We start from the raw sequence: 18,404 nt of genomic DNA, 5'->3' as shown, positions 1-18,404 counted from the left end.
ATAAGATATCCGTTCTATTCTATGTTTGGTTTTAGGATGTTTTTAATAAGGATAAAATGAAAAAAATCATGTTGATTTTAGGTTTTTTGCTTGCAAATAGCAACTTGTTTGGGCAAATAAACTTTGAACCAGGCTACTTTTTAAATAACCGGAATGAGCGTACTGAATGTCTCATAAAAAATAATGATTGGAAGGATAATCCAGAGAGTTTTGTTTACAAGCTACCAGGGCAAGAAGAAAGATTGGAAGCCTCGGTTAAAGAGGTTAAAGAGTTCGGTGTAATAGGTAAATCGGTTTTTGTTAGTGTCTTGGTAGATATTGATCGATCGAGTAATATTTTGCGCTTAATGAGTTCTAAAAGAGAGCCTGATAATAGTAAGGAAAGACTCTTTTTAAGAAGACTCGTAGATGGAGATATTGATTTGTACGACTATGAAGCAGGAAACTTAGTTAGGTATTTTTATAGCGCCAAAGAATCTGAAATCTTGCCCTTAGTGCACAAAAAATATATTAACCAGAGAAACCAAGTGGCCGAGAACAATCAATACAAGCAACAACTTCTAAACGAATTTGGAAACAAAGCAAGCGATTTAGAAAAGCTAGCTTATAAAAAGATGGATTTGGTGAAGTATTTTATAGGCATAAATGAGGAGATGGGTGTTATAGTTGATAAAAACATAGAAACCCAAAAGGTTAAAAAAGGGGTTTTTCATTTTTCTTTAATGGGAGGTATGGATTACCGCGCATTGTCATTTGAAAGACGGAATACTAGCTTTCCGAAAGTCGACTATGGAAGTAATATAGCTATAACATTTGGAGCTGAAATAGAATATGTATTTCCGTTCAACAAAAATAAGTGGGCATTGTTCTTAGAGCCGAGTTATACTTCTTATAACTCAGAAACTACTGTTGCTTTTGATGGGTCAAATGATATTGCTATTGCAGAGTTTGACTCTTTTGAAATCGTTTTTGGGGTTAGGCATTATATGTTTATCAACGATTCCGTAAAACTTTTTCTAAATGGTATAATTAATTATGCCATTACATCACCGACATCTATCAATTTGGGACCAAGCCGACCCTCAGTAGGAGTGTCAAGCACCATAGGTCCCGCATTTGGATTTGGTATGGACTTATATAATAAATTAGGCTTAGAAATGCGTTATCAATACTTTGGTAATATTGTGACATCTACTGCAAATGGAACATCATCTAATTTTGGAGGATTATCATTGATTTTGAATTATCAACTTCTGTAAATAAATAATTGCATTATTTTTATATGTGCTTTAAAGAAAGAAGTTTTAGGTGTAAATTCTATTTATGATTTCACTAAAAGATGTAAATTTGCTAAAGTTTTATTAAAACGATAGTTTTTATGGATACAACGGTAACTACCGGTAATGAAGAAAACGTTTGGGGAGGCGATAATAAACCTCTTGGAGCGAGCTATGGAAAACTAATGATGTGGTTTTTCATTGTTTCTGATGCCTTGACGTTTTCAGGTTTTTTGGCCTCTTACGGATTTTCAAGATTTAAGTTTATCGAAACATGGCCAATAGCCGATGAGGTATTTACCCACGTGCCTTTCTTTCACGGTAATTACCCAATGATTTATGTAGCGTTCATGACTTTTATTTTGATAATGTCTTCTGTGACCATGGTTTTAGCAGTGGATGCAGGTCATAAAATGAAACAGAATGCTGTAATCTGGTATATGTTCTTGACCATTATTGGCGGTGCAATATTCGTTGGTTCACAAGCTTGGGAATGGGCAACTTTCATAAAAGGTGATTATGGTGCTTTAGAGACCAAAGGCGGTCGAGTATTGCAATTTGTAAAAGCTGATACCGGCGAAAGGGCAGCCATAACATCTTTTGCGGCAACTTTAGCAGAAGATAGAGCTCAAGATACGCGTGACAAAGGCGTTTGGTATACCGACGAGGCTACATTGCCAACGGTATCTTTAAATGAGGTAATTGAAGGCTTTAAATCAAATCCTAATATTTTAATCCGTACGGAAACAATAACCGAAGAAGGTGAAAAAACATTACTCAATAGAGAACAATCATTGGGCCGTCTAAAAGATGCGGTTAGAGTTGTGGAAGGAGCTAATTTGGTGCGAAATGAATATGGCAGTCGTTTATTTGCAGACTTTTTCTTTTTTATAACAGGTTTTCATGGCTTCCACGTATTTTCTGGTGTGGTCATCAACATCATCATTTTCTTTAATGTCATTTTAGGAACTTATGAGCGAAGAGGGCATTATGAAATGGTCGAAAAAGTAGGTCTATATTGGCACTTTGTAGATTTGGTCTGGGTATTCGTATTTACATTCTTTTATCTTGTCTAAAGTCTGATATCTAACATCTAACGTCTTATATAAATGGCACACGAACATAAACTAGAAATTTTTAGAGGCTTATTAAAATTTAAGTCCAATATTCAAAAGATTTGGGGCGTTCTAATCTTTTTGACCATTGTGACTGCAATTGAGGTTGGTTTGGGTATTGTCAAGCCCGAATTCTTAATTAAGACTTCGTTCTTAGGGATGAAATTATTGAACTGGATCTTTATCATTCTAACCTTAGTTAAGGCGTATTATATCGCATGGGACTTCATGCACTTACGTGATGAAAAAAGTTCATTGAGAAGAGCTATTGTCTGGACACCTATTTTTTTGGTTTCGTACTTAGTCTTTATCTTATTGTTCGAAGCGACATATATATACGAAGTATTTAAAGATGGCTTTTTTGCCTGGAATTTTTAAATGCTCCATTGGTATTATTGATGGTATTGAGGCGGTTTAATGACCGCCTTTTTTTATTTTTGTGTGTGCCAAATTCATTTGCGCATTTGCACAAATAGTGAGGTATGGCCTTTTAAAATCGGATATCCGATTTAACACTAATTCATGAAAAAAAAGCTTGTATTAATTGTCTTATTTATATTTCCTTTGGTCGCATATTTATTTTTTGCTTCTGGAGTGAACAATTTTGGAAGACTTCCTATTCTGACGGAACAAATTTCCGATATTACAAAGCTCGACGGTACTGCCACCTTGCAGGATAAAATTACAGTATTGGGTTTTTTAGGGTCAGATGTTGAAAAGCGAAAGGGTAACGCTTTTAATCTGAATCAAAAGATTTATAAAAGATTTCATGAGTTCAATGATTTTCAGTTGGTAATGTTAGTTCCAAATGGAGAAGAAGAAAGTATTGAAGAACTCAAAGCGGAGCTTGGTCAACTATCTGCAACTGATAAATGGAATTTCGTTTTTGCAAGCCCGAAAGAAATCAAAACTTTTTTTAGTGGCTTAAAAACAAATTTGAGTTTGGGCGATGATTTTGGAACTTCTCATGTTTTTATCATTGATAAAGATAGAAACTTAAGAGGTCGCGATGATGATGAAGACTTAGGAACCAAATATGGTTTTAACACTACGTCCGTAGCAGATTTAAATAATAAGATGGAAGATGATATGAAAATCATTCTTGCTGAGTACCGTCTTGCACTAAAAAAGAACAATGCCGACAGGAGCAAATAGCAAACGAAAATACACCTATGTTTGGGTTTCGACCATCATATTGGTATTTGGTGTTTTTGCAGTTTATGAAATAACAAAACGCTTAAAAGAAGGTACCATAATTGAAAATGACAGGTTGGGCGGAGTGGTCAATATGGCCCCATTGTCTTATGTGGTCAGTAATGGCCAAAGGAGAAAGGTGCCGGACTTTATGTTTTTAAATCAAGATAGTATTCAAGTTTCCAATAAAGACTATTTGGGCAAGGTTTATGTCGTTGATTTTTTCTTTACTACCTGTCCAACTATTTGTCCAACAATGACGAGTAATCTAGTAGAGTTGCAAAACACATTTTCTGACAAAGAAGGTTTGGGTTTTGCTTCATTTACGATTAATCCACGGTATGATACACCGTCGATATTAAAAAAGTATGCAACTCGATATCAAGTTTCCAATAAGAATTGGCATTTAATGACCGGAGATAGAGAGGCGATTTACGAACTTGCCCATGATGGATTTTACATATTTGCCAATGAAACTGATGAAGCGCCAGGAGGTTTTGAACATTCCGGTATGTTTGCTTTGGTTGATAAAGAAGGATACATACGTTCCAGAACTGATAAATATGGTAATCCTATAATTTACTATCGAGGGACCATAACCGAAGAGCAAGGTGCTAATGATGATGGAGAGGCGCAACAAATCACTATATTAAAGGAAGATATTCAAAAATTATTGGCGGAGTAAATGAAGGCAGTCTCAAAAAACGAAAAGAAAATCAAGGTTTGGATTACCATTTTATCAATAACCATTCCTTTAGTTGTGGCTATACTGTTCGGGTATAAAATTCCTGATTCAGAACCATTGACATTTTTGCCTCCCATTTATGCTACGATTAATGGGTTAACCGCTTTTTGTTTAGTCGCTGCGGTAATTGCCATCAAAAAAGGAAGGGAAAGATTACATCAAAATTTGATGACTGCCTGTATTGTATTTTCTATCGCTTTTTTGGTCATGTATGTTGCTTATCACATGACCTCAGAATCTACCCCTTTTGGTGGAGAAGGAGTAATAAGATATCTGTATTTCTTTATTTTACTTTCGCATATAATACTTTCAATAGCAATTATACCTTTAGTTTTAATGACATATAGTAAAACATACCTCGGTGATTTTAAAGCCCACAGAGCATGGGCAAAGTATACTTTCCCCATCTGGTTATATGTTGCTGTGACTGGGGTAGTTGTGTATTTAATGATTTCGCCTTATTATATTTCATGAAAAAAGTAATAATAGTTGGTATAATCATTTGCCTTTTTCTTTTTCCAAAAGAAATCGAGGCACAATGTGCTATGTGTCGTGCCGCCCTTGAAAGCGAAGCAGACACTAGTCAAGCTGAAGGTATTAACAATGGTATTGTCTATCTAATGGCAATTCCCTATCTATTGGTAGGTGGGCTGTTCTATTTCATTTATAGAAGGCTTAGAAATAGCTAAAAAACTTCTTTTAACATTTTTTTTAAGAAAAAGTGTAACAAATTTAAATAGCTGCCGTCTTATAAAGGTACGCTAGCGTATTTCATCAATCACCAAAATCCAACCCAATGTTTGACATCGAAAGATGGCAAGAGATATTTGATACTATTCGTAAGAACAAACTACGTACTTTTCTTACTGGTGTTTCTGTTGCTTCAGGTATTTTTATTCTAGTTATTTTATTAGGTTTTGGTCAAGGAATGCAGAATGGTATTCAGCAAGAATTTGAACAAGATTCTGCCACCAGTATTTGGGTTTGGCCCGGGGTTACTTCAAAGGAATATAAAGGCTTGAATCCGGGTAGACGTATTACCTTGACAAATGAGAATTATGATAATTCCGGAGACTTACTAAATGAAGCTATTGAGTATCGATCTTCGCGTGTTTTTATCAGAGACCTTACCATAAACTATGGTAAGGAAGCCTTAGCTTATAGTGTTCAAGGAGTTTCATCACAATTTCAGTTTATTGAGAATGCCAAAATGTATAGCGGCAGATTTTTGAATTTTCAGGATGAAGAAAATACAGCTAAAGTTGCCATTATTGGTAATAAGATTAAAAATGACGTTTTTGGTGACATTGAGACTCCAATAGGTGAATTAATAAATATTTCAGGTATTCCATTCAAGATAATTGGGGTATTTGGGGAATATGAAGATCGTGAAGAAGAACGTATTTATATTCCTATTACTACAGCGCAAAAAGTTTTTAATGGTGGTGATAGAGTGAATAATATGTCATTTACATTACCGCCAGTAGAGAATTTTGACGAAGCTGTCAATCAAGCTGTAAATTTTAAAAATGAGCTGAGATCCTATTTGCAACAAGTTCATACTATAGCCCCTGAAGATACTAGTGGTTTAGAAGTATGGAGTGCCATGGAAGAAGCTAAAAGGTATTACAGCTTAACAAATAATATCAAATTGTTTTTCTGGTTTGTAGGTGTTTGTACCATAATTGCAGGCGTAGTTGGGGTAAGTAATATTATGATGATAGTGGTTCGTGAAAGAACAAGAGAGATTGGCATTCGAAAAGCTATGGGGGCTAAACCTTGGTCAATTGTAGGTATGATTTTACAAGAATCAGTTTTTGTGACTACAATTGCAGGTTTTACAGGGTTAATATTGAGTATGGGTTTATTGGAAATTGTTGGCCCTAATGTAGAGGTAGATTATGTGGTAAATCCCTCAGTGAATTTTAATGTTGCCATAGCAACAGTATTGGTATTGATTTTTGCGGGGGCAGTAGCCGGGTTTGTGCCAGCGTGGCGGGCAGCGAGAATTCAAGTTATCGAAGCACTTAGAGACGAATAACATTATATATAGAAAATGTTCAATAGAGATCGCTGGAAAGAAATTATGGAAGTACTCACAAGTAATGTGTGGCGTACCATGTTTACTGCTTTTGGAGTATTTTGGGGTATCTATATTCTAATTATTCTTTTAGCAGCAGGTAAAGGTTTGGAAAATGGAATCAAAACTGATTTTGGCGATATAGCAACCAACACGATGTTCATGTGGACACGAAGTACTACAAAAGCACATGAAGGACTCCCAATAAATAGAAGGTTTCGATATAAGATTGAAGATGTTCAATCAATCAAAGACAATGTTCCAAACTTAAGATTTGTATCGCCCAGGAATCAATTAGGTGGTTTTGGAGGAACAAATAATGTTGTTAGAGGCCTACAGACCGGAGCTTATAACGTATATGGTGATTACCCTGAAATTATCAATCAAGATCCAATGACGGTTACATCTGGCAGATTTATCAATTACAACGATATTAACGAAAAACGAAAAGTTGCTATCATTGGCAATGGGGTGAAAAATGATTTATACGAGAAAGGGGAAGATGTATTAGGTACTTACATCAAAATTCAAGGCGTGAATTTTATGGTTATAGGTACTTATAAAAAGAATAGTAGTGATGGGGGCGAAGAGGCTCAAAAAGAAATATTTGTTCCTTTTACGGCATTTTCACAAGCATTTAATAGAGGTAATGACGTGGGTTGGATGGCTATAACAGCAAATGATGGCAGTTCGATATCGATTTTAAAAGAAGATATTATTGCCCTTATGAAAAAGAAGCACAAAGTACATCCTGATGATAAGCGGGCTATAGGGTATTTTGACCTTTACGAACAGTATAACAGGGTAGAAAGCCTTTTCGGGGCCTTAAAAGGTATTGCCTATATTGTGGGAATTATGGTGCTTATTTCGGGAATTATAGGGGTAAGCAATATCATGCTCATTGTGGTCAAAGAGCGAACTAAAGAAATAGGCATTCGCAGGGCTCTTGGAGAGAACCCTTGGTCCATAAAAAAACAAATTTTAATGGAATCCATCTTTTTGACCATTATATCGGGCATGACCGGCATTATTTTTGGGTCTATTTTTATTTATGGCATCAATGCACTTTTAGATAGCGTAGGCCCTGTAGACATGTTTTTGAACCCAAGTGTTAGTGTTGGTGTAGTTACGGGTGCCTTAATAATTCTTATGGGCGCAGGACTACTTGCTGGTTTTATTCCGGCGCAGAGTGCCATCAAAGTAAAACCAATAGATGCTCTTAGAGCAGAATAATTTTATCAATCAAAATAAATTAAATCTTAAAATGAAAAAATCAGTAACCATTATCATCCTACTAGTAATTATAGTTGCTTTCGGAGGGTCTATGTATTACTTGTATCAGAAAAATTCTGAAGACCCGGTAATATACAAAACTGAAGAGCCTTCAAAACAGACAATTATTAAGAAAACTGTAGCGACAGGAAGTATCCTTCCATTAGAAGAGGTGTTAATCAAGCCAAACATTTCAGGCGTCATTGAAGAAGTTTATGTGGAAGGTGGTGACTATGTGAAATCTGGTGATTTACTTGCCAAAATTAAAGTAGTGCCAAACCTAAATGCACTAAACGATGCCCGCAATAGTATAGATGACGCCAAAATTAATCTAGACGATCAAAAACGTAACTACGAACGGCAGTTATCTATCTTTAATAAAGGTGTTATTTCTCAGGCAGATTTAGATCGTGCACAGGTTACCTATGACCAAGCCAAACAGGCTTATCGGGCCGCTAATAAAAGGTTTGATATTGTGAATACAGGCACGACTAGTGGTTTTAGAAATGCTGCAAATACCTTAATTCGTTCTACCGTGAGCGGTATGGTATTAGACGTTCCGGTAGAAGTTGGTAACCAAGTAATTGAAAGTAATAATTTCAATGAAGGAACTACGATTGCATCTATTGCAGATGTTGAAAAAATGATTTTTGAGGGCAAAGTTGATGAATCAGAAGTAGGTAAAATTAAAGAAGACTTACCTCTTGAAATCACGGTAGGTGCTATTGAGGATCAGGTGTTTGATGCGGTTTTAGATTATATAGCTCCAAAGGGAAAAGAAGAAAATGGAGCCATTCAATTTGAGATTAAAGGCACTTTAAATAAAAAGGATACCACGTTTATAAGGGCTGGCTTAAGTGCAAATGCTTCTATTATTCTGGCAAGAGCAGATAGTGTGCTAGCATTAAAAGAAGCACTGGTTCAGTTTGATTCTGATGATAAAAAGCCTTTTGTAGAAGTAGAGACTTCAGAACAGAAGTTTGAAAGAAAAGATATTGAACTAGGCATCAGTGATGGTATTTATGTCGAAGTAAAATCTGGCATAACGAATACTGATAAAATCAAAGTTTGGAACAATGTTGAGCCAGAAGAAGATGGCAATTAATCATTTAACAAAACTTTTAAAGAATTCTTGTAACAATTTAACAACTTGATAGTCCTATTAGGGATTACATTCAGATAGCTAATAAACCAATTATGATCGAAATCAAAGACCTTCATAAATCCTATAAAATGGGAAGCAATTCCCTTCATGTTTTAAAAGGAATCAATTTTACTGCCAAAGAGGGCGAATTAGTGGCCATAATGGGTTCTTCAGGTTCTGGTAAATCTACGCTTCTGAATATTTTGGGGATGCTGGATAGTGCAGATTCAGGAGAATATAATTTAGATAGTGTTCCGATTAAGGATTTAAATGAAACAAAAGCGGCTCAATACCGAAATAAGTTTCTCGGATTCATTTTTCAGTCGTTTAACCTCATAAACTATAAGTCAGCCGCAGAAAATGTTGCTTTGCCATTATACTATCAAAAAGTAGGCAGAAAGGAGCGTCAAGAAAAGGCGATGAAATATTTGGAGCAAGTAGGCTTAAAAGAATGGGCGACACATTTGCCAAGTGAACTTTCTGGAGGTCAAAAACAAAGAGTTGCCATTGCCAGGGCAATGGCTGCTGAGCCTAAGGTATTATTGGCAGATGAACCTACAGGAGCTTTAGATAGCAAAACTTCCTATGAGGTAATGGATTTGATTCAAAAAATCAATGATGCTGGGAACACCATTTTAGTGGTCACGCATGAGGAGGATATTGCACATATGTGCAAACGTATCGTACATCTTAAGGATGGTGTTATTGTAGAAGATAAAAAGGTAGAACAGGTTAGAGCCCAACAATATGTTTGATAGAGACATTTGGCAAGAAATATTTCACACTCTTAAAAACAATAAGTTAAGAACCTTTCTAACCGGTTTTTCAGTTGGGTGGGCAATATTCATACTCGTTATGCTACTGGCATCTGTTAATGGAATGCAGAATGGTTTTACAGGTCAGTTCAACGATGATGCTACCAATACCATTTTTATAAGGCCTGGTACTACTTCCAAAGCATATGCTGGCTTTGAGAAAGACCGTCTTATTCAATTCAAAAATGAGGATTACGAATATGTTAAACAAAGTTTTCCTAATGATATTGAGCAAATTAGCGCAAGGTATTTTACCAATACAAACGCTAGATACAAAAGTGAAACAGGAGCATATCCCTTGCAAGGCGTACATTCTGATTTTCAAGTCATTGAAAAAACTATAATTACCAAAGGAAGGTATTTCAATAACATCGATGTTTTTAATAAGGCCAAAGTGGCAATTATTGGACGCAAGGTTAAAGAAGACTTGTTTGATAAAGAAGACCCTGTTGGCAAATTTGTGGAACTTAATGGACTTCCCTTTAGAGTAATTGGAATATTTACGGATGAAGGTGACGACAATGCTGAACGTCGCATCTATGCGCCTGTAACGACCATTCAACGAAACTTAGGAAATACAAATAATATCAATCAGATAGCGTTGACATATAATTCTTCTTATAACCTTACACAAGCCCTAGATTTTTCAGAACGTTTGGAGGTTATTATGAAAAGAAGACATAAAGTTTCTCCAGAAGATCAAGCCGGAATAAATGTATGGAATTATGCCGAAGCATTTGATAACATTAGCAGCTTTACCTCGGTTTTATCTGCCATTAGTATTGGCGTGGGATTTCTTATTTTAATAGCTGGAATTGTAGGTATCGGAAATATTATGGTCTTTACAATCAAAGAGAGAACCAAAGAAATAGGGGTTAGAAAAGCTTTGGGGGCCAAGCCAAAGCAAATAATCAATTTGGTTCTTTTAGAGTCTGTTTTTATTACTGCTTTTTCAGGTTTTGTGGGATTAATTTTTGCATGGGCAATTTTATCTATAATTGGTCCAACTATTCAAACGCCTGCCTTTAGTAACCCCTCTGTAAGTTTGTCAACTGTGGTAACGGCTACAATTATTTTGATAGTTGCTGGGGTTTTAGCGGGATTGTTGCCAGCTATAAAAGCAGCCAATGTCAAACCGATTGTAGCACTAAGCGATAAATAATTATGTGGTTATTAGATAAAGATTTATGGATTGAGGTTTTTCACACCTTAGGAAAAAACATGTTTCGAACATTTTTGACCATGCTCGGAGTCATTTTTGCGATGATTATTCTAATTCTTCTTTTGGGTTCAGCAAATGGCATGAGTAATGGTTTTGATAAAGTTTTTGCCGGCACTGCTTCAAATAGCCTTTTTGTATGGGGGCAATCGACCTCTGAGCCTTACAAAGGTTTTGAACGAGGTAGAAGAATACGTTACAAGATTGAAGATGCAGCAATTTTAAAAAAACAGATTCCTGAAATTGAGGTTTTGGCACCAAGAATAGAGCTTGGTAATCATAGAGGTGTAGTAACGGTCTATAGAAATGGCCAGACTAGTGGCTCATCAGTTTATGGAGATTATCCTGAAATCGATAATATTACCAAAAAGAAACTGGTCGAAGGTAGATTTTTGAATAAATCGGATATAGAGGCCTCAAAAAAAGTATGTGTCATCGGAGAAGAAACCTATAAACTATTATTTGAAAAAGGTGAAAATGCTATCGGGGAAGATATACGTATCAACGGGATTTATTTTTCAGTTGTAGGTGTTTACAAACCCAATAACAATATCAATATTGATGGAGAAAATGCGGTATTTATCCCTTTTACCACTTTCCAAAAAGCATTTAATTCAGGTGATCGCATGGGATGGATGGCAATCGCTGTTGAAGAAGATACAAAAGTAGCCGTTGTTGAAAAAAAGATTAAAGATATCCTTAAGAACAAATATGATATTAGTCCTAAAGACGAGAGAGCCATAGGCAGTTTCGATATGTCTGAAATCTTCAACAATATCTCGGCGTTTACCACTGTTTTAAAGGGCTTTTCGTTTTTCGTGGGCATATTTACGCTTTTGGCTGGGGTTATTGCAATTAGTAATATTCTGCTGATTACCGTAAAGGAAAGAACCAAAGAAATAGGAGTGCGCAGGGCACTTGGCGCAACCCCTAAAGTAGTAAAACGTCAAATTGTAATTGAGGCGATTGTTTTAACGGCCTTTGCGGGTCTTATTGGCTTCGCAATATCAGTTGGCATATTAGCATTTTTAAATTCAATGTGGGGCAGTGGAGATGATTTTCCTTTTGTTAACCCAATGGTGAGCATTCCACAGTTTAGCATCTCATTTTTGCTAATGGTCAGTTTAAGTGTTTTAATAGGATTGATTCCCGCAAATAGGGCAATAAAAGTTAGACCAATTGAAGCTTTAAGAGAAGAATAGACCAAAAAATAATTAAATAACAATCATCAAATAAAGAGAAATGAACAAATACGTAAAATATGGGCTGGTAGGAGTAGCTGTAATTGGCATTTTAGCTGCCACGGTATACTTTCTTAAGCAGAATAGCACACCTACACAGTTGTATGAAACGGAAACATTAGAACGAAAAGATATTGTAAATAAAGTAATTGTTACCGGTAAGGTAATACCAGAAGATGAAATTAATATTAAACCACAGATTTCAGGTATCATTGATAAAATTTATTTAGAAGAAGGGGTTGAAGTAAGAGCTGGAGATCTAATTGCTGTAATTAAAGTTGTACCTAATGAACAGTCATTAAATCAAGCTGCTGGTCGTGTTCGTAATGCTGAACTCGCGTTGAACAACGCAAAAATTGAATATGATAGAAACAAAGCCTTATTTGATAAAGGAGTTATTGCTAGTCAAGACTTTAACACCCAGCAATTGACATATAATCAAGCTCAACAAGAATTGAAAAACGCTCGCGCAGATTATCAAATTATTCGCAGAGGATCGGCTGGTGGTTCAACTAGCGCAAATACGAATATCAGAGCAACAGTTTCCGGTACTATACTTGAAATACCTGTTGAAGAGGGCGATCAAGTAATCCAGAGTAACAACTTCAATGATGGTACTACAATTGCTACCATTGCTGATATGACCAAAATGATTTTTGAAGGTGAAGTAGATGAGGCAGAGGTTGGTAAACTGCATGTAGGCATGCCTTTAGATATTAATTTAGGGGCACTAGAAGAAAGCACTTTTGGTGCTAAGTTGAAGTTTATAGCTCCAAAAGGAGTGGAGGAAGAGGGAGCTGTGCAATTCAAAATTGAGGGTGATTTAGAAGTGAGCGATGATGCTTATGTAAGAGCAGGCTATAGTGCAAATGCTTCCATAGTTTTAGAAGAGAAAAAGGATGTTCTTTCCATGAAAGAAGCGTTGCTTCAATTTGATAAAGAAACGGAAGCACCTTATGTAGAAATTGAAGTAGGTGAAAATGAGTTTGAACGTAAGGATATAGAGTTGGGCGTAAGCGACGGGATTGATGTTGAAGTGGTTTCCGGCCTTGAAGAAGGCTCCAAAATCAAAGTATGGAACAAGCTTGAAAAGAAAGATGAAAGCGAAGACTAAACAATCAATCACCAATACCAATCAAAAATCAAAAACGAATGAAAAATAAACTAACAATAATTATAGTGCTACTCTTTGTATGTGCTTCTCAAGCACAAATGAAGAAATGGACCCTTGAAGAATGTGTCCTGTATGCAGTAGATAATAACCTATCCGTAGAACAATTTGAACTTGATTTAGAGACGGCAAAAATTGATAAAACCGATGCTTTAGGAAATTTATTGCCAGATTTAAATGCTAGTACAACGGTTTCAAATAACGTCGGTTTTTCAATTGTACCAGGAAGTAATAATCCAACTACGGAGTCCACTTTTAGGCTAAATGGGGGCTTTAGTTCTAATCTTACATTATTTAATGGCCTTAGAAATTTCAAGCAATTGCATAGGGCCAAGATGAATGCTATTGCAAATCAATATCGATTGGATGATTTAAAGGATGATATTAGATTGAATGTTGCCAATGCATACTTACAAGTGTTGTCCAATAAGGAAGCGCTAAAGGTATCTCAAGCACAATATGCCGTTACGGAGCAAGATTTGAAGCGTACAAGAGAGTTAGTTGAATCTGGTGTTTCACCAAGAGGTGATTTATTAGAGATTGAGGCAACCGCTGCGAATCAGGAGCAACAAATTGTCAATGGTGAAGGTTTGGTTTTGATTTCTAGAATTAACTTGGCTCAATTACTGCAAATTACGGATTATGAGAATTTTGATATTGCAGATGAATCATTTGATATACCGCCCTCAGATATTTTAGATAATTCTGCCAAAGTTATTTTTGATAAGGCATTGGTCTTTAGAAATGATATTAAGTTTTCACAATCTAATGTAGATTTAGCAGAGAAAGATCTTGAAATTTCAAAAGGAGCATATTTACCAACATTGACAGGCTTTTTTAATTATAATATTGGTTATTCGAACCGTAATGAAATTCCTGATTTAAATGGCAATTTTTTTGTGCCTTCATTTACAGATCAGCTTTGGATTTTTGACGGGGTATCTTATGGAGCGCAGTTAAACGTGCCAATTTTTAATGGATGGAGTACTCGAAATAACGTAAAGCGTTCCAAGATTAGTCTTGAACGGGCAAAATTGCAATTAGAACTAGACAAATTAGCTTTAGAAACCAATATACAGCAAGCGCATGTGGATGTAACCACATTTTTTAAAGCGTATGAAGCAGCCGAAAAAACCTTGGAGGCTCGAAGATTGGCCTATAATTATGCTAAAGAAAGATTTGATGTTGGGTTGATGAACGCTTTTGATTTTAGTCAAGCACAATCACGGGTTGACAACGCAGAAGCTACCGTAATTAGAACAAAGTACGATTATATTTTCCGCTTAAAGATTTTGGAATTCTATTTTGGAATCCCCCTATCATTAGATTAGAATTATAATCAGGAATAAATTTTACCTGTTAGGTTTTTAGATGCCAGAAATGGCACAAGCCTGACAGGTCTCTTTATATTAGCTACTTCATGGCTACTACCATTATTTTAAATATAGAAACGGCTACCACTAACTGTTCCGTCAGTGTTGGAATTAACGGAGAAGTTGTTGCCTTAATTGAAGAGAATACACCTAACCATTCTCACTCCGAACAATTGCATGTTTTTATAGAGCAGGTTTTAGAAAAAGCTTCTCTAAGTTTTTCAGACTTAGACGCCATAGCCGTTAGCAAAGGGCCGGGTTCATATACAGGACTTAGAATAGGGGTTTCTGCTGCCAAAGGGTTATGTTTCTCATTAGATTTGCCATTAATTTCAATTGCCACTTTGGAAAGCATGGCCAATCAAGTTTTGGTCAGTAAAAATTCTGTAATCATTCCAGTTTTGGACGCAAGGAGAATGGAGGTTTATTCTTGCGTTTTTAATAGTCAGTTCAGAGAAATTAGAGCAACTAAAGCAGAAGTTATTACAGAGCATAGTTTTGAAGAATACCTTGACTACGAACAAATTCATTTACTAGGTAGCGGTGCTGAAAAATGTAAAGATTTATTACGAAACTCCAAATTCGTTTTTCATGGGCAACTAATTCCATCTGCGAAAGAGATGGCCTTTCTATCCTTAAAGAAATTTAAAGCAGACCAGCTTGAAGATGTCGCTTACTTTGAACCTTATTACCTTAAAGATTTTGTTTTACAAGGCAAGAGGAATTAAGTATTTTGATGAACAACCCTTTGTGGAAAAGGAATTTCAATTCCTGCTTGATCAAAACGTAATTTAGATTGTTCGATAACATTAAAACGGGCCGGCCAAAAAACTTCATTACGTGCCCAAAAACGTAAGGTCAGATTTACTGAGCTATCACCAAGTTCCCCAACATAGACTTCTGGTGCGGGGTCTACTAAAATTCGCTCATCTTCAGCACAAATCTTCAATAAAATATCTTTTGCCTCTTTAATATTAGACCCATAGCCAATTCCAACGGTATAATTTTCTCTCCGAGTAGATTCCGCATTGTAATTAATAACGTTACCATTAGATAATTGTCCATTTGGTATGATGGCCAATTGATTGCCAAATGTATTTAGTTTAGTACTGAAAATGGTAATTTCTTTTACTGCTCCATCTACCCCTTGTGCAGAAATCCAATCCCCTACTTTAAAAGGTTTAAAGAGTAAAATTAATACTCCACCAGCAAAATTGGCCAAAGACCCCTGCAGAGCTAAGCCTATTGCAAGGCCTGCTGCGCCTACAACAGCAACAAGTGATGATGTTTTAACCCCTAGCTGTGTAACAACAAGTACGAATAATAATACTTTTAAAGTAATGCTAATAAAGCTTTGCAGAAAACTTTCTAATGTAAGATCATAGTCTTTGTGGTCAAAAAACTTCTTGACCATACGGTTCAAAAAGCGAACAACCCAGAGCCCTACAATAAGTAAAACTGCTGCTAAAATAATGTTGGGGAGCAGTTCCCATATCCAATCTATGGCATTTTCAATATGTTGTTCTAAGTTGATAAATTCTTCCATCATAATTTCTTTCTAGTTTGTAATGAACATAAAAAATTATAAAATTACTTTCAATGTTAGAGTTTTAAACTTTGGTTAATTTTCTTTGTAGATTAAAGCTGATTTAGGGCTTCTTCAGCTGAGTTCACAGGTAGTTTGCAGGTACCTTCAATACATACATAAACCAAAGTTTCGCCTTCGTTGTACCTGCTTTTTAGGAGTTCTATATTTCCTTCTTTTTCAGAACCTACTATGACGCTATTTGGAATATAATTACTCAAAATGGTTTTGCCCAGTTTTTTATAATCATCGCCCACAACGGCAATTTCATAAAAGTTTAAATTTTCATATAGCACTAAATGCATCCAGTTGGCATAGCTTTGCCCATTCTCAACGAAATTATCTTGAATATTTTTCAACATTTGATGTGCACGTGCTCCGTATCCTTCTTTTGAAAACACTTTATGCAATTTTAAAAGATTGTTGGCTATAATAGAATTAGATGCTGAAACTACATTATCATTGGTTTCAAGAGTTCTTCTAATCAAAGTGTCATCTTCATCAGACGTAAAGAACAACATCCCGCTAGCTTCATCATTGAAATGTTTTAGTGCGTAATCTGTTAGCTTTTTTGAATGGTCTAACCACTTTAAGTCAAAAGTCACTTCGTATAAAGCAATAAAACCTTCTATGGTACTCGCATAATCCTCTAGAAAACCATTGATGTTACTTTTGTCATTTTTATGATTTCTGAAAAGTGCTCCAGAATTTTTCATCATTTCTTTTTCAATAAAAGAAGCATTTTTTAATGCCAATTTTAAGTAATTGTCATCTTGTAAATATCGATAAGCATCAGTAAGACCTTTGAGCATTAACCCGTTCCATGAGGTCAATATTTTATCATCTAATCTTGGTTTTGGGCGGTTGTTTCTTTCTTCTTTTAAAATTTCTAAGGATTCGTTTAGCTTTTCATTCAGGACGGCTATTGAAATATGATGTTTCTCTGAAATTTCTTTATCTGATTTATCACGTATCAGAACATAATTTTCTTCCCATTCACCATACGAATTGATGTTATAATAGTCTTTGAAAATTTCGAAATCAGAACCTAAAAGTTGCTCTAACTCTTCTCTGGTCCATACGTAAAAAGCACCTTCTTCCAATTCGCCACTTTCATTTAAGCTGTCTGCATCCAAAGAAGAATAATATCCGCCGTTTTCGTCTGAAAGCTCTTCTTGTACAAAAGCAATAGTCTCTTCAACTACTTTTTTATAAAGTGGATTCTTGGTGATGGCATAAGCCTTGGCATATAAACTAATCAACTGCCCATTATCATAAAGCATCTTTTCAAAGTGGGGTACATGCCATTTGGTGTCTACCGAATAGCGAGAAAATCCTCCACCTACTTGGTCATATATACCACCGTATGCCATTCTTGTGAGCGTAGTATTTATATATTCTAAAACTCGCTTGTCATCTTGACTTGTAGCATAGTGCAATAAAAAATCTAGGTTGTTAGGCATCATGAATTTTGGGGCACGTTTGTATCCACCTAAAAAAGTATCAAAATAGGTGCTCCATTTCTCAACCGCTTCCCTTAATTGATCAAGTGAAAAATTATTGGCATCCTCTTTATTTTCAACCAGGTTTATAGATTGTATGCCTCGTTCCAAATCTGCAGCGTAAGCAATTATTTTATTAGGGTCCTCTGTGTAAAGTCTTGTGAGTTGATTCAGCGATTTAACCCAATTATCTTTTGGCAAATATGTTGCGCCCCAAAAAGGTCGTCCGTCAGGTAAGGCTAGTATATTTAAAGGCCAACCACCATTACCGGTCATCATCTGAATGGCGTCCATGTAAATTTGATCAACATCTGGTCGTTCTTCGCGGTCTATTTTGATATTGATAAAGCTTTCGTTCATCACTTTAGCAACTTCTTCATCTTCAAAGCACTCTTCTTCCATAACATGACACCAGTGACATGCTGCATAACCAATACTTATCAAAAGCAGTTTGTTTTCTTTTTGTGCGCGTTCTAGTACCTCAGGATGCCAAGCCTCCCAATTTACAGGGTTATGTGCATGCTGAATAAGATAAGGACTGGTTTCTTCAATTAAGGCATTGGTATACTTATGAGTCATTTCTTCCTTTTTTTCGGCACAACCATTGAGTAAAAGCAATAAAACTGATAAAATTGAAATACTCTTATTCATATTCAAGCTTGAGATATAAA

At 35.7% G+C, this 18,404-nt stretch carries 18 protein-coding genes; 16 read left to right on the top strand and 2 right to left on the bottom strand.

What is annotated here, in order from left to right:
- Positions 1–56 precede the first annotated feature (56 nt).
- From RM706_RS01395 to tsaB, 16 genes are all read left to right on the top strand, one after another.
- A complete protein-coding gene (locus RM706_RS01395; protein ID WP_311349231.1) occupies positions 57–1,259 on the top strand; it encodes a hypothetical protein in 1,203 nt (400 codons plus the stop codon).
- Between the two features lie 119 nt (positions 1,260–1,378).
- Complete coding sequence (locus RM706_RS01390) at positions 1,379–2,353, top strand: cytochrome c oxidase subunit 3 (RefSeq protein ID WP_311349230.1); 975 nt, start codon at positions 1,379–1,381, stop codon at positions 2,351–2,353.
- A gap of 33 nt (positions 2,354–2,386) precedes the next feature.
- A complete protein-coding gene (locus tag RM706_RS01385; protein WP_311349229.1) occupies positions 2,387–2,770 on the top strand; it encodes a cytochrome C oxidase subunit IV family protein in 384 nt (127 codons plus the stop codon).
- Between the two features lie 144 nt (positions 2,771–2,914).
- Positions 2,915–3,547, top strand: a complete 633-nt coding sequence (locus RM706_RS01380; protein ID WP_311349228.1) for a hypothetical protein — start codon at positions 2,915–2,917, stop codon at positions 3,545–3,547.
- Positions 3,528–4,271 (top strand): SCO family protein, encoded by a 744-nt coding sequence (locus tag RM706_RS01375; protein WP_311349227.1) that lies wholly within the window; start codon positions 3,528–3,530, stop codon positions 4,269–4,271. The genes RM706_RS01380 and RM706_RS01375 overlap by 20 nt, the downstream gene beginning before the upstream one ends.
- Complete coding sequence (locus RM706_RS01370) at positions 4,272–4,805, top strand: DUF420 domain-containing protein (RefSeq protein WP_311349226.1); 534 nt, start codon at positions 4,272–4,274, stop codon at positions 4,803–4,805.
- Complete coding sequence (locus RM706_RS01365; protein WP_311349225.1) at positions 4,802–5,020, top strand: hypothetical protein; 219 nt, start codon at positions 4,802–4,804, stop codon at positions 5,018–5,020. Before RM706_RS01370 ends, RM706_RS01365 begins: the two co-directional genes overlap by 4 nt.
- Positions 5,021–5,127: 107 nt before the next feature.
- Positions 5,128–6,372, top strand: coding sequence for an ABC transporter permease (locus RM706_RS01360; RefSeq protein ID WP_311349224.1), 1,245 nt, complete (start codon positions 5,128–5,130; stop codon positions 6,370–6,372).
- A 15-nt stretch (positions 6,373–6,387) separates the two neighbouring features.
- Positions 6,388–7,644, top strand: coding sequence for an ABC transporter permease (locus RM706_RS01355; RefSeq protein WP_311349223.1), 1,257 nt, complete (start codon positions 6,388–6,390; stop codon positions 7,642–7,644).
- Positions 7,645–7,675: 31 nt separating this feature from the next.
- A complete protein-coding gene (locus tag RM706_RS01350; protein ID WP_311349222.1) occupies positions 7,676–8,788 on the top strand; it encodes an efflux RND transporter periplasmic adaptor subunit in 1,113 nt (370 codons plus the stop codon).
- 92 nt (positions 8,789–8,880) lie between these two features.
- Positions 8,881–9,582 (top strand): ABC transporter ATP-binding protein, encoded by a 702-nt coding sequence (locus tag RM706_RS01345; RefSeq protein ID WP_311349221.1) that lies wholly within the window; start codon positions 8,881–8,883, stop codon positions 9,580–9,582.
- A complete protein-coding gene (locus RM706_RS01340; RefSeq protein WP_311349220.1) occupies positions 9,575–10,804 on the top strand; it encodes an ABC transporter permease in 1,230 nt (409 codons plus the stop codon). Before RM706_RS01345 ends, RM706_RS01340 begins: the two co-directional genes overlap by 8 nt.
- Before the next feature lie 2 nt (positions 10,805–10,806).
- A complete protein-coding gene (locus tag RM706_RS01335) occupies positions 10,807–12,063 on the top strand; it encodes an ABC transporter permease (RefSeq protein WP_311349219.1) in 1,257 nt (418 codons plus the stop codon).
- A 40-nt stretch (positions 12,064–12,103) separates the two neighbouring features.
- Positions 12,104–13,216 carry an efflux RND transporter periplasmic adaptor subunit gene (locus RM706_RS01330; protein ID WP_311349218.1) on the top strand — a complete coding sequence of 371 codons (1,113 nt, stop codon included), beginning with the start codon at positions 12,104–12,106 and terminating at the stop codon, positions 13,214–13,216.
- Positions 13,217–13,254: 38 nt separating this feature from the next.
- Positions 13,255–14,604, top strand: coding sequence for a TolC family protein (locus RM706_RS01325; protein WP_311349217.1), 1,350 nt, complete (start codon positions 13,255–13,257; stop codon positions 14,602–14,604).
- Positions 14,605–14,693: 89 nt separating this feature from the next.
- On the top strand, positions 14,694–15,374 hold the full coding sequence (gene tsaB, locus RM706_RS01320; protein WP_311349216.1) for a tRNA (adenosine(37)-N6)-threonylcarbamoyltransferase complex dimerization subunit type 1 TsaB: 681 nt from the start codon (positions 14,694–14,696) through the stop codon (positions 15,372–15,374).
- Here tsaB and RM706_RS01315 read toward each other — a convergent pair.
- A complete protein-coding gene (locus tag RM706_RS01315) occupies positions 15,371–16,192 on the bottom strand; it encodes a mechanosensitive ion channel family protein (protein WP_311350442.1) in 822 nt (273 codons plus the stop codon). The two genes, tsaB and RM706_RS01315, sit on opposite strands and share 4 nt — an antisense overlap.
- Before the next feature lie 92 nt (positions 16,193–16,284).
- Positions 16,285–18,384: a thioredoxin domain-containing protein gene (locus tag RM706_RS01310; protein ID WP_311349215.1), complete on the bottom strand. Its 2,100-nt coding sequence runs from the start codon at positions 18,382–18,384 to the stop codon at positions 16,285–16,287.
- Positions 18,385–18,404: the final 20 nt, after the last annotated feature.

The organism is Croceitalea rosinachiae (assembly GCF_031846445.1).
In the GTDB taxonomy this organism is placed as follows: domain Bacteria; phylum Bacteroidota; class Bacteroidia; order Flavobacteriales; family Flavobacteriaceae; genus Croceitalea; species Croceitalea rosinachiae.
The sequence above is the reverse complement of the archived record's forward strand: the minus strand, read 5'-3'. Positions and strand labels throughout refer to the sequence as shown.

What these genes read in the sequence shown, in the direction of transcription:
- RM706_RS01395 (WP_311349231.1), top strand. Translation starts at nt 57, where the DNA reads ATGAAAAAAATCATGTTGATTTTAGGTTTTTTGCTTGCAAATAGCAAC.
- RM706_RS01345 (WP_311349221.1), top strand. Translation starts at nt 8,881, where the DNA reads ATGATCGAAATCAAAGACCTTCATAAATCCTATAAAATGGGAAGCAAT.
- RM706_RS01390 (WP_311349230.1), top strand. Translation starts at nt 1,379, where the DNA reads ATGGATACAACGGTAACTACCGGTAATGAAGAAAACGTTTGGGGAGGC.
- tsaB (WP_311349216.1), top strand. Translation starts at nt 14,694, where the DNA reads ATGGCTACTACCATTATTTTAAATATAGAAACGGCTACCACTAACTGT.
- RM706_RS01350 (WP_311349222.1), top strand. Translation starts at nt 7,676, where the DNA reads ATGAAAAAATCAGTAACCATTATCATCCTACTAGTAATTATAGTTGCT.
- RM706_RS01325 (WP_311349217.1), top strand. Translation starts at nt 13,255, where the DNA reads ATGAAAAATAAACTAACAATAATTATAGTGCTACTCTTTGTATGTGCT.
- RM706_RS01315 (WP_311350442.1), bottom strand. Translation starts at nt 16,192, where the DNA reads ATGGAAGAATTTATCAACTTAGAACAACATATTGAAAATGCCATAGAT.
- RM706_RS01340 (WP_311349220.1), top strand. Translation starts at nt 9,575, where the DNA reads ATGTTTGATAGAGACATTTGGCAAGAAATATTTCACACTCTTAAAAAC.
- RM706_RS01355 (WP_311349223.1), top strand. Translation starts at nt 6,388, where the DNA reads ATGTTCAATAGAGATCGCTGGAAAGAAATTATGGAAGTACTCACAAGT.
- RM706_RS01310 (WP_311349215.1), bottom strand. Translation starts at nt 18,384, where the DNA reads ATGAATAAGAGTATTTCAATTTTATCAGTTTTATTGCTTTTACTCAAT.
- RM706_RS01330 (WP_311349218.1), top strand. Translation starts at nt 12,104, where the DNA reads ATGAACAAATACGTAAAATATGGGCTGGTAGGAGTAGCTGTAATTGGC.
- RM706_RS01365 (WP_311349225.1), top strand. Translation starts at nt 4,802, where the DNA reads ATGAAAAAAGTAATAATAGTTGGTATAATCATTTGCCTTTTTCTTTTT.
- RM706_RS01360 (WP_311349224.1), top strand. Translation starts at nt 5,128, where the DNA reads ATGTTTGACATCGAAAGATGGCAAGAGATATTTGATACTATTCGTAAG.
- RM706_RS01370 (WP_311349226.1), top strand. Translation starts at nt 4,272, where the DNA reads ATGAAGGCAGTCTCAAAAAACGAAAAGAAAATCAAGGTTTGGATTACC.
- RM706_RS01375 (WP_311349227.1), top strand. Translation starts at nt 3,528, where the DNA reads ATGCCGACAGGAGCAAATAGCAAACGAAAATACACCTATGTTTGGGTT.
- RM706_RS01385 (WP_311349229.1), top strand. Translation starts at nt 2,387, where the DNA reads ATGGCACACGAACATAAACTAGAAATTTTTAGAGGCTTATTAAAATTT.
- RM706_RS01380 (WP_311349228.1), top strand. Translation starts at nt 2,915, where the DNA reads ATGAAAAAAAAGCTTGTATTAATTGTCTTATTTATATTTCCTTTGGTC.
- RM706_RS01335 (WP_311349219.1), top strand. Translation starts at nt 10,807, where the DNA reads ATGTGGTTATTAGATAAAGATTTATGGATTGAGGTTTTTCACACCTTA.